We start from the raw sequence: 16,032 nt of genomic DNA on the forward strand, positions 1-16,032 counted from the left end.
TAGTATTGAAGACCACGTAGTTTTCAACAAGGTCAGCCACGCCCAACCACGTCTGCTGGGGAGGGGTGTAAAGGGCTTTTCCTGAAGGACCCCACTGGATTTGTCCGTTGGATATCTTTTGCCCCATCAAATGATACTGGGGATAACCGCCTTCTGTCCAGGCCACGTAAATGTCATTGCCACAAGCGCTGATGCGGGTGTCTTGGATGCTGTAGTTGTCGTTGACCTGCAAGCCATGGCCGGGATACATGGTATTTCCCTCGGCATCGATTCTCTGCAGATGCAGCGGATACCATTGAGAACCATCACAGTTGGCAGCGTACAGTAGTATCGCCACGCTATTGTCCGGCATTCTCACCGTGCGAATATTGGTCAAGTGTAACTGCAACGAGGGACAGAGCGGCCGGCCATCCGGTTCCAGCAGGGGATTCATATTCGTGTCGCAGATCTGGTAATAGATCTGATAGTAGCTGTCGCGGAGGTCTGTCCACAGCACCAGATACCTGTCCTGCAGGGCAATCACCTCGGACATATTGGCCAGGCCGACCAAACGGGTCACCTGCGCTTCTCCGCCAAGGTCCTGGAAAGCGGCTCCGCCAGTGCTGATCACCTGCAGCCGAAGGGATTCATAGGAATCGCGTTGGTCCGCCCAGAGAAACATCCCCCGGTCCGGGAAAGCCAGCGCTACAGGCTTGCCGAGCATGGGGTCGCCGGCGTTGATGGCAATTCCGCCCACGTCCCAGGGAACGGTTCCGGTTGGTGATAGATACTGGGCTTTGAGGGTGTGGGGCACTTCGCCGGAGAGGGATTCGTACCAGGTGAGCCAGGCCTCGCCGCTGTCAGTTACGGAGAGGTCCAGTCCCATGTAGAACCAGTTTTGGGAAACTCCACTGGCAATTTGTACACCACTGGGGCCCCAGAGTGAGTTGAGGTTTGAATCCAGTCGGATGGCCCGCAGTTCCCTAGTGTCGTCATTGGTCAGAACTTCCCAAGCGAAGATGAGGCCACCATCAGCAAGCGGTTCTAGGCGGGGAGGGTTGAAATCGGTATAGCCGATCTGGAGATGGGTTTGCACGGCCGCTGGTAAGAGCAGTTCGCCCTGGTTGTTCATCCGCTGCAGGATAAGGGCTCCGTTTCGGTATCCGTAGAGCAGGTAATTGCCATTGCCGTCCTCCACAATGGAGAACTGGCCGCCGGGAAACACGCCTGCGGGAAGCAGGGGATTGTTGCCAACCACCGTGCCCTGTGGGGAAAAGCGGGTGAGGGTGTTGATTCCCTGATAGGGAGTTACGTCGATTATGATGCCGCCCTCGCCATCGCTGACAGCACCATCGAGGCTGAGAAAGTAAGGATTGCTGGCCAGAGTGAGTCCGCCGCTGGGCCAAAGCTGATTGCCGAAGCTATCCAGGTTTTGGCCGATCACCGCGTAACCGTTTGAGGAATGGGGGTAGAGGGCAAAAACTCCGCCCACGGCGTTGGGGACCAGACAGGCGTTAGCCAGATAGGCAGAGCCGTTGCGGATGCACACTCCGCTTTCGCCCCAGAGACACTGGCCGTTGGAACTGAATTTTTGCAGCCAGACGCCGGCTTCGTAGCCGTATCCGGATTGCTGGTAGAGCAGCACGAAATTGTTGTCGGAGGTGGGCACGCAGGCAACGGCTTCCTGCACTCCGGGCTCGCCCACTATGATCTGTGGCTGTGTCCACACCGCCACTCCCGAGTGATTGAACTTTTGCGCGTAGATGTCGGTATCGCCGGCATCGGTGTCTTCCCAGATGCAGATCACGCAATTGTCTGCTGTGCGGACCTGTATTCCCCTGAAGTCCATCTTCCAGGCTTTGCGCAGGGCGACTTCCTGCGCGCCGAGGCACATTACAAAAAGCAACAATGCCATGATCACGAAACACTGCTTTTTCATTTCTGTCTCCCTTTTAGCAATTGATTGACTTATGGGATGCAGGTCGCAAGTTTTGTTCCAAACCGTTGGCGATAAGCTTTTATGTTTCTTAGATTCGGTTAGTTGGAGTGCGGCGAAACCCATTCAGGGCCTGGCAGGGGAGGGGTGGTCATTCTTTAGGAAAAGATGGAGCGGGAAACGGGACTCGAACCCGCGACATCAACCTTGGCAAGGTTGCGCTCTACCAACTGAGCTATTCCCGCTTGGTACCAGAGGCCGGACTTGAACCGGCACGAGCCGAAGCCCGAGGGATTTTAAGTCCCTTGTGTCTACCAATTCCACCACTCCGGCCTGGAAAAGGGTGGAGGCGACACCCGGATTTGAACCGGGGATGGAGGTTTTGCAGACCTCTGCCTTACCACTTGGCTATGTCGCCTTTGCAAAAAATGGAGCGGGAAACGGGACTCGAACCCGCGACATCAACCTTGGCAAGGTTGCGCTCTACCAACTGAGCTATTCCCGCTCTTAACTTTGAGATTCCAAAAATTTGGGCTGGCTCAATTTGTCAAGGCAAAATCTGCGTTTCGCCAAAGACCTCAGCCTCAAAGCGGAACAGTTCCGCGTCGTCCTTTTTCCAGCTTCCGCCAGGCAGGCCGGCTTTAAAGCAGAGTTGGGTCAGATAGGTGGAAAGGTCCCAATTCCATTCCACGGGCACTTGGGGCAGGAAAACGCCGGAATGGAATCCACGTGTCAGCAGGAGGCCGTCTCTGCCGATCACTATCTCCGTAATATCTTTCACAGGCATCAGTTCGCTTAGGATGGATATCTCAAGCTGAATTTGGCCGAATTCCTGCCAGCTCAGGGGAGGGAAGCGCGGATCCCTGAAAGCGGCGGCACGCGCCATTGCCACCACTTCTTCAGCGATGCTCCGGCGGGGTTCAATCATCCCGATGCAGCCGCGCAGGTCGCCATCCAGATTCAGGGTGACAAAGAGCCCTCTTTTGGCTTGGAACTCCGCATCAGAGGGAAGTTCCACCTTGCTGTTGTCAAAGCGGGAGCGGATGGCATTGCGAGCCAGGCTTAACAGCGTTTGTTTCTGTGATTCTGTCATTACGGTCTCCTCAGATGAAGACGAGGGCGCTGAGATATCCCACCACCTGCTGGTTGTCGCCGCTCACCTTGCCGGAGTGGGTGTATTCGATCACCTTGGCTCTGGCATCTTCATAAGCGCTGGCGTAGTTGATCAGGGTTAGCAAGCCGCCGATCCCGCAGGCTTCGCAGCGTCTGGAGATGATGCTTTGCCAGAGGGCGTCGGCATCCAGGCTCATGATGTAGCGGATGATGAGTGAATCCATTTTTTCCGCGCGGTCGGAATCGTAATAGTGGGAAAGGTCTGTGGAGACAATGATGCCCACCTTTTTGCCGCTGACCGTGATGGCTTCGCGGATCTGCTTGGCCAGGCGCAGGGCCACTTCGGGATGGGGACGCCCAATCATCACAGGGCAGACAGGGGTTTCGGGAAAGAAATACTTGATCAGCGGCAGTTGGATTTCCATAGAGTGTTCCAGCTCGTGCAGGCGCTTTTCCCTGAAATTGTCCTCGGCGTTACGGGTAAGCAGTTCATAGAGTTGCGCGTCCTGCTCCACATTGCCCAGAGGGGTTTCATATTGGTCGAAAGGTGAAACCGACCAGTCGAAACGGATTCCCTGATGGCTGGGATGAAGGATCAGCAGGCTGTCGAAGTGCTGCTGGCTGATATAGTGGTAGCCCTTCGCGGCGCAGGCCCCGGAATATATGTAGCCTGCGTGGGGGACGATAAGCCCCAGGCAATTCTCATCCCTGGAGGAGAAGGGCTGTCCTTCTATCCAGCTTTGGATCTGGGTGGAGATCTGGTCTCCGAAGCGGGGGTAAAAACTCCCAGCGTGAGTTGTTTTTCTAAGCAAAATCATCCTCCTCTTGATATTGTAAGCGGGATTGGGCTGCCTGGCCAGCAAGGAATTCCCTCAGGGTGTCGGCTTTGTCTTTGGGCACACGCAACACCAGTTCCGCCTTTTCCGACCAGTTTTCCCTCGCCACGCTTCCATCCAGCGACCTCAGCAGGCCGAGAAGCTGATCCACACTGCCGTATTCAGACTGCACACTGAACTCCGCGAAAGCGGTGGCGGGTATTATTTTCGCAAGTTCCAGCGTTTTTTCCACGGTGGATCCATAGGCTTCGATCAGTCCGGGCACGCCAAGTTTCACGCCTCCGTAATAACGGGTTACGATGGCCATAATGTTGGTCATGTCCGCGCGCAAAAGGGCGTTCAGGATTGGCTTTCCAGCGGTGCCGTGAGGTTCTCCGGCGTCGCTGTGGTATTGCGTTTCCTGGTCGAACCCGCAGATGTAGGCATAGCAGTTGTGGGTGGCGTTGGCGTATTCTTTAACGTGGGCGCTGAGCAGGTTGCGGGCTTCGTCAGCGCTGGAGATGGGGTGCAGGAAGCAGATGAAGTTGCTGCGGCGGATTTTCTGCTGCCAGGAAAGGGGTGCCGATATGGTGCTGTAAGCCATGATGCTACTTTGTTTTAAGCAGGTCCGACCAGCTGGTTGTGTAGCTGGGCGAGAGCCTTGCCCGCTTCATCCGCCATTCCCTGTTGACGCCGGAGCTGGCGAAGAAAACGGTGTCTCGCCCGCAACGGCGGTTGATGCTGTCGATGGCGTCGATCAGCTTTTTGCGCCCGTCATCCAGATAGTTGGTTTCGATCAGGTTCAGCGGCACATCGTCCTCGTCCATGATTTCGGTAAACATCACCCCGGCCTTTTTGAATTCAAAGCCGGGCAAATAGAGGTCACGCAGCAGTTCCAGCGCGGTTTTGATGAGTTCCGGAGTGTAGGCCGTGGGCGGGGAGAGGCTGGTCTGCGCGGAGTTGTTGTATTGGGGGCCTTCCTTGAAGCGGTTGGTGTTCAGAAACACCATCAGATGGCCCGCCACGCTGTGTTGGGCACGGAGTTTTTCCGCGCCGCGGGTGATGTAGGTGGAAACGGCTTCCTCCAGTTCAGCGAGGTCGGCCACCTGCTTGCCAAAGGAACGCGAGACCACGATGCTCTGTTTGGGTGAGGGCGCGTCGTCCAGGTCGATGCAGGAAAAGCCCTGCAGCTCCAGCACGGTTTTATGGCCCACGCTGGTCAAAAAGTGGTCGATGAACTTCTCTGGGGCATTGCGGAGCTGCCAGGCGTTCTCGATCTTGTTCTGGCGCAAAAACTTGTCATATTGCCTGCCGATGCCCCAGATTTTCGCCACGGGAAGCCGCTCCAGCGCTTTTTGGATCCTCTCGTCGTCCAACATCACCAGGCAGCCCCGGTATCCTGAATAGCGCTTGGCGTAATGATTTGCCACCTTGGCCAGGGTCTTGCTGCGCGAAATTCCCACCGAAACAGGGATGCCTGTCCATTTGCGCACGGTGTCGCGAATCTTGCGTCCGTAAGCCTCCAGATCGCGGATGCGAAAGCCGTTCAGGCCCAGAAAGGCTTCATCTATGGAATAGATTTCCAGTTCCGGTGTAAAACTGCCCAGAACGTCCATCACCCGGCGGCTCATGTCGCCGTAGAGGGCGTAGTTTGAGGAAAGCAGCGTGCCTCCGTGTTTGCGGATCAGCGCTTCGTGCTTGAAGCTGGGCGCGCCCATGGGTATTTTGAGGGCCTTGACCTCGTTGGAGCGGGAGACGAGGCAGCCGTCGTTATTGGACAGCACGGCCACCGGTTTGCCCTCCAGGGAGGGGTCAAACACGCGTTCGCAGGACACATAAAAGTTGTTGCAATCCACCAGCGCGAATATGTCCGTATCCGTCAGTCCGATCTTATTCATCTCATTTCTCCCAATGCCAAAATATCCACAGGCCTTGAGCTGTCAATCTGTTAATACCCCCGGGGTCAATGGCAGGAAGTAACAACATAGAAAAACTTTAAATCCATGTAAAGGGACATTAAGGGAGGCATATTTCAACTCCACCAAAGAATTGATGAGCACCGAGTTAAGGCTGTGGATTATTTTCCATCGACGTATTGACAGAAATAGAATATTAAAACTTGACAGCTTTTTGGAAAAAAAAGATTGTGCAACTGAAGTTAAGTTCTTCTATCGAGAGGTTACCATGAAAAGAGTACTGCTTTCTCTGGCCCTTGTGGTTTTGATCGCATCAGGCTATGCTTATTGGACTGATATTTTCGCCAACTATTACATTCCACCCGAGACCTTCATTCCGGTTGCGGCACGGATTTACCGAAATGGTGTTTATACCGGGTATACAACGCCTCACCGTTTTGAACCTAATACTGTTTACCATGGAACTTATACTGTGGAGTTAGAGCAATATGGCCCCTGGGGACCCACATCGGCTTACGTTGCGCCAACTGCCGAAAATGGGGTTGTGATATTCAGCTCCTCCTATGGCCCTACCGTGCCTATCGAACTGTCGAGTTTCACCGCTGCGATCTCCGCGAACAATTGCATTAACCTCACTTGGGTCACACATTCAGAGACTGGAGTTCGGGGTTATTATGTCCTGCGAAACAATACCAATGAACTCACCATGGCCACCACTATAAGCGGATTTATTCCTGCCACAAATACCTCCCAGACAGTGAGTTATTTCTATGCCGACGAGGATCTGGAGGATGAGGGCACATATTATTATTGGTTGCTAAACAGTGATCTTGACGGCCAGGATTATTACTACGGACCAAGCTCGATCCAGTATTCGCTGCCCGGTGATGATATACCTGAGCCGCCTCAGACAACAAGTCTCGGACCTGTTTATCCCAACCCCTTCAATCCCAACGCGGTCATCCCCATCAATCTGAAAAATGACAGTACAGTAAGCCTGAAAATCTACAACAACCGCGGTCAGGAAGTGAGACGCTTTGATCTGGGCAATCTGCAAGCTGGAAATCACCAGATCAGCTGGGACGGCCGCGACGGCAGCGGTCAGCCTCTGGCCAGCGGGGTTTATCAAATTCGGATGCAGACGGGAAAAGACAACTATCAGGTGAAAGCCGTCTTAATGAAATAGAGCCTAATAGGTAAACGCTACTTTTTATAAGCCCGGGCGACGTGCTCCGGGTTTTTTGTATCTATAGCATCTGAGCGCGATCCCATCCCTATGCTGAATGATGTTAACTTTGGCACTCTTTCAAGCCGAGTGGGTAATCCAGTTAATCAAGCCCGTAGGGCGAAATAACGATAGCGAGGGAGCGCAAGCCCCTCGTACAGTGGCAATAACCAGATGGAAAGCCCCTTGCGGGTGACAGAAATCAATCTCCGCGGTTCTGTCGCCCTCCGGGCTACCCACTCGGTTTGAAAGAGAGCCATTTGAAAGAACTCCATGACTGTTTAGCCACCGCAATACCCTACCAGTCAGGCCCTGAGCGCTCGATTCCATCCCCCTCCCACGTCTCCCGCATGATACTCGCACCGAATGCGGGGATTATGCGGGAGGCGCGACTGGAGCATGAAGGAAGGCCTTAACGGCCAAATGGCATTGCTTCTCCCGTTTGCGGGGATTCCGGAGTTGTAATGATAGCGTTTATACCTGCTCCATTTGAATATCCCAAAAGAAAACCGTCGGCAAGGGGGAGTGCCGACGGTTTGTTCGGACAGGGCTGTCCGTTGAGAGACCTAAGCAGGAAGGATGGAAAAGTTCAATCCAAGGCTTTCAGAAAGGAAGGCAGATCTGTGCGGGGACTTGACTGCCTGGTTTCCTCCCCGTGTGGATCGGGATCGGCTTCCTGGCTGGAAGGCTGGTTTATATTCAGGATACGGAAGATGTCATCAATGTCTTCTTCGGATTTGCCTGGCTTGGGAGTTTGAGGCTTCTGCTGCGGAGCCTGTTTGGGCTGCGGGGCGGGTTGGGACGGGGGGAAATCAACTATCTGGGCGGTGCTTTGCAGTCCGGTGGCGATGATGGTGACGGAAACCTTGCCCACAAGGTCGGGATCAATGACCAAGCCCATAAAGATATTGGCGTTGGTGCCGGTTTCGTTCACGATCACGCTGGAAACGTCCTCAAACTCGCTCATCTTGATATCCGACCCTGCGGTGACGTTGATCAACAGGGCCTGGCAGCCTTGCAGGCTGATGTCGGCGAGGAGGGGATTGTTGATGGCCGCTTTGGCGGCGTTCACGGCGCGGTTTTCGCCCTCGGCCACGCCGGAGCCCATCAGGGCGTAACCCATGTTCTGCATTACGGTGCGCACGTCGGCGAAATCACGGTTCATCAGGCCATTGACGTTGATGATGTCGGAAACGGCTTTGGCGGATTCAAAAAGAACGTTGTCGGCGCGCTGGAAAGCCTCCAGTAGGGTGAGATCGGCGTAAATCTCGCAAAGCTTGGAATTGGGAATCACGATGAGGGTGTCCACAAACTCCGCCATGTTGCGGATGCCTTCCTCGGCGTTGCTGTGGCGTTTTTGCCCTTCAAAAGGGAAGGGCATGGTCACGATGCCGAGGGTGAGGATGCCGAGGTCGCGTGCGATCTTGGCAACTATTGGAGCTGCTCCGGTGCCCGTCCCGCCTCCCATTCCGGCGGCGATGAAGATCATGTCCGCTCCTTCAATGTGGGAACGGATATCGTCTTTGGATTCCTCCGCGGCGCGTGCGCCGAGGTCTGGATTGGCGCCGGTTCCAAGCCCACGGGTGAGTTTTTTGCCCAGTTGGAGCTTCATCTTCGCCTTGCTTTTCACGAGGTCGCTGATGTCGGTGTTTGCGGCGATGAATTCCACGCCGGACAGTTCATTGTCAATCATGGTGTTCACAGCGTTGCCGCCGGCTCCGCCTACTCCAACGATCTTGATGTTGGTGCCGATTTGAGTGGGTTTTTCATCAAATTCGATCATGTTTTCCCCCTTTAGGTACTTGTAAAGTCTTTGAATATTTGTTTGATTTTTTCCAGGGTCTTTCCCGCTTTGAAAGTGCCCAGGCGCAGCGCGGGAGCTTTGCTTTCCGGTTCCTGGGCGGCAGCGTGACGGAGCAATCCGACACAGGTGGCGAAGGCCGGGTCCTTCAGCATTTCGGTATCGCCGTTGAGGTTGCTTAGGTCCGGTTGGGCGATTTTCACAGGCAGGTTGAAAGAGTTTTTGACCACGGCGTCTATCATCTGGAGTTTGGCTGTGCCGCCTGTGAGCACGATGCCCGCGGTCACGAGTTCAGGCATGTAAGAGTTTTTGAGGCGGTCATAGCAGATCGAGAGCATTTCCTCCACACGGTGCTGCACCACGTGGCTGACAAGATGCTGCGTTTTCACCTGGCTGTCGCGACCGCTGATGCCCTCCACGACGATCTCGGTCTCGGGATCGACGCTGCTGGCGAGGGCCACGCCATAGTTGGTCTTGATGTATTCGGCGTTGGAAAGTGTGGTCTTGAGTCCGATGGCGAGGTCCTCGGTGATGGAGGAGCCGGCCATTGGGATCACGAGTATCTTGTCCAGGATGCCGCGGTTGTAAAGGCTGATGTCGCAAGTGCCGCCGCCAATGTCGATGAGGATGGTGCCGAGGCGGCGTTCGTCCTCGCTGAGCACAGCATTGGCGATGGCGATGTGGTTTAGCACAAAGTTATCAGGGCTGATGTCGTAATCCGCCAGTTCAATGCTTTTGGCCAGGTTGCGGAGTTGGGTGACATCGCCGAAGATGGTGAGCACCTTTGTGATGAGGTGGAAACCTGTCATACGCAGGGGATTGCGGATGTCGTTGTGCCCGTCGATGACAAAGCTCTGCGGGATTCCGTGGAGGATTTGGGAGCGCTCGAAGCCTTTTTGGATCTTCACGCTGTTGCGGGCGTCAGCAATCACCTGGTCCATGTGTTCCTGCACGATTTCACCAGGCTCGTTGGGGCTGGAGGTGGGGATGGAGATGCGTCCGTCGCCAATTTGGGTGCGGATGTGGTCTCCGGTGACGTTGGTGAAGATATTGGCAGGTTTGGTGCCGGCAGCGGTTTGCACTTCCTTCAGGGCTTTTTTAATGCCTTCGGACACGGCCTGGATGTCTTTCACGATGCCTTTTTCAAGGCCGGTGGAAGGGGTGGCCGCGATGCCGAGGATATCCAACTGGCCTTTCGCCTTGGCTTGGGCCAGGATGCAGCGGATGTTGGCAGAGCCGATGTCGAGGGCGGTGATCAGGTTTTGCCGCATGTCAGCTTCCCGCCTTCACCACCACCTGGTTGTCGGTGCGCAGGTCCAGGATCGAGGATTGGCTTATGTTACCGTTGTCACGCACGAATTCGTAGCGCGAAAGCTGCTTGGCGAGGTTCTTTTCGCTGGGGATGAGGCGCAGGCCGTTGCGCGCGTCGATGATATAGACCGTGTTGTCGATGGTGTAGTATTCTGAGACATTGGCCGCGAATTCCGGGGCTTCCTTCATTATCCTTTTGTGGGTGGCCAAAACCTTGTCCAGTGCTGCGTTCTTTAGCTTAAAACCGCTTTTCAGGCTGGAGTTGTTCAACAGCAGATTCACCAAGGGCAGGTTTTCCGTGTAAACTTTGCCGTAGCGTTCCAGCACAACGCCTTCGTCATCCACGGGAAAGAGGTCGCCATCGAGGCTTTTCACATACAGACTGGCTTTGCGTTCCGTGATCTTGATCTGAAGGGTGCTGAAAAGCTTGCGGCGGACCTTCACATCCTTCACGCGGGCAAAGCCGCTAACTTCCTTCAGGATCTCATCCTTATCCACTTTGAGGAGGTTCTTCCCGATGTAGGGCCGCAGAGTGCTTCTCAAGAGGCTGTCCGCTACAGCGGAATTGCCGCTTATCTCGATTTTGCGCACATTCAACACATCCAAACTGGAGAGGAGATGGAAAGCGCCGAAACCAAGGGCAGCAAGACCAAGCAAAATCAGGACGAAATAGACGAAATAACGGCTATTTCCCCTTCTTTTGCGGGTATTCTGGTTGATCGGCAACTTATTGTCTCTCATAATGATGTATGCTTTTGTGCAGTATCGCGCATTCCTGTGTTAAGTCTCTAAGTTCCTAACTTTTTTAGGTTTAATGTTTTTGTCAACAGGTTTTTTCAGTTTTGCCAGGATTTCTTCGCCATATTGCCAGATGTTGCCGGCTCCCATGGTGATGAGAATGTCGTCTTCCTTAAGCAGGGAGAGGGTTTTGGGCACAATGTCGGCGTTGTTTTCTATCAACACAACGTCTGGATGCCCGCTTTGGACGGCGATGTCGGCAATGAGTTTGGAGGAAACACCGGGGATGGGCTCTTCCCGAGCTGGATAAATCGGCGCCAGAATCAGGCAGTCGCAGGAGGAAAAAGCGTTTCCGAACTGCACGTGGAAATCTCTGGTGCGGGAATACAGATGAGGTTGGAACAAGGTTACAATGCGGCGTTTGGTGCTGTCCTTGAATCCCTCGAGGGTGGCGGATATTTCGGTGGGGTGGTGGGCATAATCGTCGTAAACGGTGATGCCGCGAGCCTCGCCTTTGAGTTCAAAGCGGCGGTAAACCCCACTGTATTGCATCAGCCCCTCGCGGATTTGCTTGAAGGGGATATCCAGCTCAAGGCCGATGCTGATGGCCTGCAGGGAGTTCTGGATATTGTGGCGACCAGTTACATTCATCTTCACGCGGCCGAGGCGGTAGCCTTTGTAGCTGACGTCGTATTCGCTAACGAAGTCTTTCATGCTGATGTTTTTGCCCTGGATGTCCGCCTGGCGGGAAAAGCCATAGGTAACGACCTTCTTGTTGATGCTGGGCAGAATGGCCTGCACACCTGGGTCGTCAAGACAGGCAATGACGCTGCCGAAAAAGGGCACTTTGTTCGCGTATTCGATGAAGGCGCCTTTGATGTCATCCAGATTACGGTAACAATCCAGATGGTCTGTGTCTATGTTTGTGATGCCGGCGATGCAGGGTGAAAGGGAGAGGAAGGAATGGTCGTATTCGTCGGCCTCCACCACAATGTATTTTCCGGAACCCATCACATTGTTGGAACCGTAGTTTTTCACCTTTCCGCCTACAATGATGGTGGGTTCGAGCCCCGCTGCCTCAAGCACGAGTCCGGTCATGGAGGTGGTTGTGGTTTTGCCGTGGGTTCCGGAAATGCCGATGGAGAAGCTCATGCGGGTGATCTCTGCCAGCATTTCCGCACGGCGAATGAGGGGTATGCGCAAGGTTTTTGCGGCTTTGACCTCGGGATTGTCGTCCTTGACGGCCGAGGATTTTACCACCACATCCACATCCTTCACCAGGGCGGGGTTGTGACCTTCTTCTATCCTGATGCCAAGCGATTCTAGATGGCGGGTGACGTCTGTCTTCTTGAGGTCGGAACCGCTGATTTCCAAGCCCTGGTTGTGCAGGAATTCGGCGATGCCGCTCATGCCGATGCCGCCGATGCCGATTAAATGGATCTTCTTAGTTTTTCCCAGCATTGTTTTGCTCCTTGTTGAGGTCGCTCAATATCTCCCGCGCAATGTCTTCAGCCGCGGTGTTGGGCGGTGTTTGATTCAAGTTCAGCAGATAGGCAGCGTGCTCTTTGTCAACTTTGAACACTGCTTCCGCCAGCGTGTCTCCACTGAGCTGGCTTTGCTTCAGCAGCAAGGCAAGGCCTTTTTGCTGCTGTTCGAGGGCGTTGTAGTGTTGATGGTTCTCAGCCGCGGTGGGGAGGGGGATCAGCACGGCGGGCAGACGGTTTTCGACCAGTTCGGTGATGGTCATCGCGCCAGCACGGGTTACTGCCACTCTGGCGAGTTTATAAAAATCTTTCAGTTGGGGTGAAAATGCGAAGATATACACTCCGGCGATGTTTTTGAAACGTGCCGCGAATTCATCGTAGCCGGTCTTTCCGGTTTGCCATACAATTTGCCAGCCTTGCTGTGTTAAGTAGGGCAGGGCATCCGCCACGGCTTTGTTGATCGCCAGCGAGCCCTGACTGCCACCGGTGACGAGCAATACCGGCTTGTCCTCCGTAAGGCCAAATTCTGCTGCGCTGAAGGTTTGGGGCAAATCCTCCCTTTTAGGCAACGGAATGCCGATGGTGCACACTTTCGCCTTGGGCAGGTATTTGGCAGTGCCGCTGAAGCCAGTGAAAACGACGCGGGTGTATCTGGCCAGATATTTGGTGGTGATGCCCGGATAGCTGTTGCATTCATGAAAATAGAGGGGAAGGCGGAGTAAAGCCGCAGCGATGCCAACGGGTCCCGAAACGAAGCCGCCGGTGCAGATCACAGCCGCGGGCCTGGTCTTGCGTAGCACTCTGACACAGGCAAAAGTGGAGGACACAAGCAAGAACGGAAAGAGCAAATTGGCGAGGCTGAGCTTGCGGTAAAGCTTTTGCACTCGGATGCCGTGGAAAGGATAGCCTTCAGCGGTTAGCAGCGTTTCCTCCATGCCTCTCCGGTTGCCGATGAAGAGGGTGTGATGGCCAAGCTTCTGCAGTTGCTGCGCGATGGCGATGGCGGGGAAAATGTGTCCGCCCGTGCCGCCGCAACCCAATACAAAGCTCAGGCTGCCATTTTTCCCAGTGTTTGGTGCAGTGTTCACAAGTTCCGCCCATTCTGCTTATAACAGGCAATAAATGAAATCAAAAGGAAGCCATCAGTCAAATCTGGCATCGATACCTGAACCGATCCAAAGCTGGTCCACTTGAAAGGACAGGAGCGACGCAGGAGGGATATCACATCTGTCTCCGTTTTGCAGTGAGATTGAGCACCAGCCCGATCGAGATAGAATCCACGAGCAGGGCTGTTCCGCCGTAACTAACGAAGGGCAACGTGTTGCCGGTGGCGGGGATGATGGACATACTCACGCCTGTATTGATGAGGGCGTTGAGAAAGATATTCATGCCGAGGCCTGCCATCAGGTATTTATGATATCGGTTTTCCTGTGTTTCCGACAGTTTGATGATGCGGAAAAAGAGTAAAGCGTGCAGCAATAACACCAAGGCGGCGCTGAGGAAGCCGAATTCCTCGCCGATGATGGTGTAGATATAGTCGGTGCGGGCTTCGGGCAGGAAATAGTGTTTGGCGCGGCCGTGGGCCATGCCTGTGCCCAAAAAGCCTCCGCTGGTGAGAGCGGTGAGGCTTTCCCTCACCTGATATTCCTCGGGCGAATTGCTCGGCTCGGGGCGGTTGGGGATAAGTAGCGAATAAACTTTGTAGGTGTTGATGCGGTCGAAGCGGAAGGAATCTCCTTTAGTGATGACCACGGTTCCGGCTATCATGCCCAGCATCAGCACTCCCAGAACGAAACGTTTGCGCAAGCCCGCGTAGACGAGCATGCCCAAAAGGGTGGCGCCGCAGATGATAAGGGTGCTGAGGTGCTTGCCAAGGAAGATGAGTATGAAAATCACCGTTGTGTACAGTATCAACGGGATGAACTCTATAACAAGTTCCTTCACATTGGCGAGGTTGATCTTGTCCTGCTTGGTATCCAGATAGCCGGCAAAATAGAGGATCAGCACCAATCGCGCCAGCGTGCTGGGTTGAATGCCCACGGGGCCTAACATCAACCAGCGCTCGGCGCCTTTTGTTTTCGTGCCGGTGAAGATGACCAGCATCAACAGGCCTATGATCAGATAGACCAGCCAGCGGTTGAGGGGGCGCAGTTTGTCCACTTTCACGAAATAGAGGGTAATGATAGCAGCGAATATGGAAATAAGCACAAAGATGGCGTGGCGATAGAAATTAACCATTGAGCTTTGCACTGAAGAGATGTCCAGCATCACCAAAAGGCCGATCACAAGCAGCGCAAGGTAGCAGCCTAGAATGGTCTTGTCGATGGAGACAATGTAGGATGTGTTCCTATTCTTTTTCATATTCGCTCCTGATCCTGTGCACGATCTCCTTGAAATTCTCGCCGCGGTGTTCGTAGTTGCGGAAATGGTCAAAGCTGGCACACGCGGGGGAGAGGACAACGATATCACCTGGGACTGAATCGGCAAACGCTGCACGAACGCAGGTCTCAAAATCATCCACGCAGTCGAGTTCGAGCTTGCCTTTCCAGGCGGCACGCATTTTTGCCATGGTTCCGCCGGTTAAGTAAACCTTGCGGGCGCGCTGCTTCAGCAACTCGGTGAGAACGGAAAAATCCTCACCCTTGTCTGAACCGCCCATGATCACACGGATTGGCTGGTCGAACGAAGTGAGGGCTGATCTGACCGAGTCGGTGTTCGTGGCCTTGGAATCGTTGTAGAAGGAAATTCCGTTGATGATGGCAACAAACTCGAGGCGGTGGCTGAGAGGCTCAAAGCTTTTGGCAGACTCGATGGCAAGGGAGAGGTCGTGAGTAAGAGCATCCACGGTTAGAAGCGCCGCCATAGCGTTGGCATGGTTGTGGGGGCCGCGTATCTTTAGTTCGTTTATGGGCAGTTTGTGGCGGAGGCTGATCTGGATAGCGTCGCGGTTCAGCCAGGCTTCGCAGTCGGGCAGGCTTTTCGTTAGCGAATAGCGCAGCAGGCGCGATTTGATCAGGTGCTGGCGCTCCACGACGGGTTCCGAATCCAGACAGATAACGGCGGTGTCCGTCTGAGTCTGATTTGTGAACAAGCGGATTTTTGAGGCGGCGTAGTCGGCAAAAGAAGCATAGCGGTCAAGGTGGTCGGGCGTGATGTTCAAAAGTACCGCCACGTCGGGGCGAAAGCTATCGATCAGGTCAAGCTGGAAGCTGCTTACCTCGAGCACGATGAAATCAATACCCGGCTTTTCAATGGGCCAGCAGCAGAAAGCGGAGCCGATGTTTCCTGCCAGAATGCTGTTGTAGCCCATGTTTTTGAGGATGTGGTGGATGAGCGAAACAGTGGTGCTCTTGCCGTTGGAACCGCTAACAGCGACCACCTTGCTGTCACTACTCTTGACGCGGAAACCGAGTTCGATCTCGCTGATGAGTTCTATTCCCTTGGCGCGCGCTTTGGCGATGATGGGCAGATTCAAAGGTATGCCGGGGCTTACGATCCATGTGTCGCATTGGAAGAGGCGGTCGCTATGGCCGCCAAATTCGCAGTCGAAATCGCTGGCGATGGTGTCCGCGCCGCTGATCTTCTCAATTGGCTGGGCGTCGCTCAGAAAGGCGGTTCCGCCCAATTCCCTGATCTTGTATGCCGCCGCGATGCCGCTGCGGGCCAAGCCGAGAATTGCGTATTTACGGGAAGCGTCAAACATTTATCACCTCT

At 54.4% G+C, this 16,032-nt stretch carries 13 protein-coding genes and 4 tRNA genes; 1 reads left to right on the top strand and 16 read right to left on the bottom strand.

From position 1 onward, the window contains the following. From GX466_03525 to GX466_03565, 9 genes are all read right to left on the bottom strand, one after another. Positions 1–1,918, bottom strand: a 1,918-nt coding sequence (locus GX466_03525; protein NLH93277.1) for a hypothetical protein, incomplete at its 3' end; no start/stop codon positions are given. Positions 1,919–2,084: 166 nt separating this feature from the next. Further along, positions 2,085–2,160, bottom strand: a tRNA-Gly gene (locus GX466_03530). Position 2,161: 1 nt separating this feature from the next. Beyond that, positions 2,162–2,248, bottom strand: a tRNA-Leu gene (locus tag GX466_03535). Between the two features lie 11 nt (positions 2,249–2,259). Next, positions 2,260–2,333: transfer RNA gene (locus GX466_03540), tRNA-Cys, on the bottom strand. A gap of 11 nt (positions 2,334–2,344) precedes the next feature. After that, positions 2,345–2,420, bottom strand: a tRNA-Gly gene (locus tag GX466_03545). Between the two features lie 42 nt (positions 2,421–2,462). After that, entirely contained in the window at positions 2,463–3,008 is a 546-nt protein-coding gene (gene amrA / locus GX466_03550; protein NLH93278.1) for an AmmeMemoRadiSam system protein A, read from the bottom strand. Positions 3,009–3,018: 10 nt separating this feature from the next. Further along, on the bottom strand, positions 3,019–3,840 hold the full coding sequence (gene amrB / locus GX466_03555) for an AmmeMemoRadiSam system protein B (GenBank protein ID NLH93279.1): 822 nt from the start codon (positions 3,838–3,840) through the stop codon (positions 3,019–3,021). Then, a complete protein-coding gene (locus tag GX466_03560) occupies positions 3,833–4,447 on the bottom strand; it encodes a YigZ family protein (GenBank protein NLH93280.1) in 615 nt (204 codons plus the stop codon). The genes amrB and GX466_03560 overlap by 8 nt, the downstream gene beginning before the upstream one ends. A 4-nt stretch (positions 4,448–4,451) precedes the next feature. Continuing rightward, a complete protein-coding gene (locus tag GX466_03565) occupies positions 4,452–5,741 on the bottom strand; it encodes a Y-family DNA polymerase (protein ID NLH93281.1) in 1,290 nt (429 codons plus the stop codon). A gap of 286 nt (positions 5,742–6,027) precedes the next feature. On the opposite strand from GX466_03565, the gene GX466_03570 reads away from it, so the two are divergent. Further along, the gene (locus tag GX466_03570) at positions 6,028–6,945 is read left to right on the top strand and encodes a T9SS type A sorting domain-containing protein (GenBank protein NLH93282.1); all 918 of its coding nucleotides are present in this window, start codon (positions 6,028–6,030) and stop codon (positions 6,943–6,945) included. A gap of 628 nt (positions 6,946–7,573) precedes the next feature. On the opposite strand, the gene ftsZ is transcribed toward GX466_03570, so the two are convergent. The 7 genes from ftsZ to murD form a co-directional block, all read right to left on the bottom strand. Further along, positions 7,574–8,767: a cell division protein FtsZ gene (gene ftsZ, locus GX466_03575; GenBank protein ID NLH93283.1), complete on the bottom strand. Its 1,194-nt coding sequence runs from the start codon at positions 8,765–8,767 to the stop codon at positions 7,574–7,576. Positions 8,768–8,778: 11 nt separating this feature from the next. Beyond that, the gene (gene ftsA, locus GX466_03580; GenBank protein ID NLH93284.1) at positions 8,779–10,056 is read right to left on the bottom strand and encodes a cell division protein FtsA; all 1,278 of its coding nucleotides are present in this window, start codon (positions 10,054–10,056) and stop codon (positions 8,779–8,781) included. A 1-nt stretch (position 10,057) separates the two neighbouring features. Continuing rightward, positions 10,058–10,837, bottom strand: a complete 780-nt coding sequence (locus GX466_03585; GenBank protein NLH93285.1) for an FtsQ-type POTRA domain-containing protein — start codon at positions 10,835–10,837, stop codon at positions 10,058–10,060. 39 nt (positions 10,838–10,876) lie between these two features. Next, complete coding sequence (locus GX466_03590; GenBank protein NLH93286.1) at positions 10,877–12,295, bottom strand: UDP-N-acetylmuramate--L-alanine ligase; 1,419 nt, start codon at positions 12,293–12,295, stop codon at positions 10,877–10,879. Next, on the bottom strand, positions 12,279–13,370 hold the full coding sequence (gene murG, locus GX466_03595; protein NLH93287.1) for an undecaprenyldiphospho-muramoylpentapeptide beta-N-acetylglucosaminyltransferase: 1,092 nt from the start codon (positions 13,368–13,370) through the stop codon (positions 12,279–12,281). The genes GX466_03590 and murG overlap by 17 nt, the downstream gene beginning before the upstream one ends. Positions 13,371–13,539: 169 nt before the next feature. After that, the gene (locus GX466_03600) at positions 13,540–14,679 is read right to left on the bottom strand and encodes an FtsW/RodA/SpoVE family cell cycle protein (GenBank protein ID NLH93288.1); all 1,140 of its coding nucleotides are present in this window, start codon (positions 14,677–14,679) and stop codon (positions 13,540–13,542) included. Then, complete coding sequence (gene murD / locus GX466_03605) at positions 14,666–16,021, bottom strand: UDP-N-acetylmuramoyl-L-alanine--D-glutamate ligase (protein NLH93289.1); 1,356 nt, start codon at positions 16,019–16,021, stop codon at positions 14,666–14,668. Before murD ends, GX466_03600 begins: the two co-directional genes overlap by 14 nt. Positions 16,022–16,032 lie beyond the last annotated feature (11 nt).

The organism is Candidatus Cloacimonadota bacterium (assembly GCA_012516855.1).
Taxonomy (GTDB): Bacteria; Cloacimonadota; Cloacimonadia; order Cloacimonadales; family Cloacimonadaceae; genus Syntrophosphaera.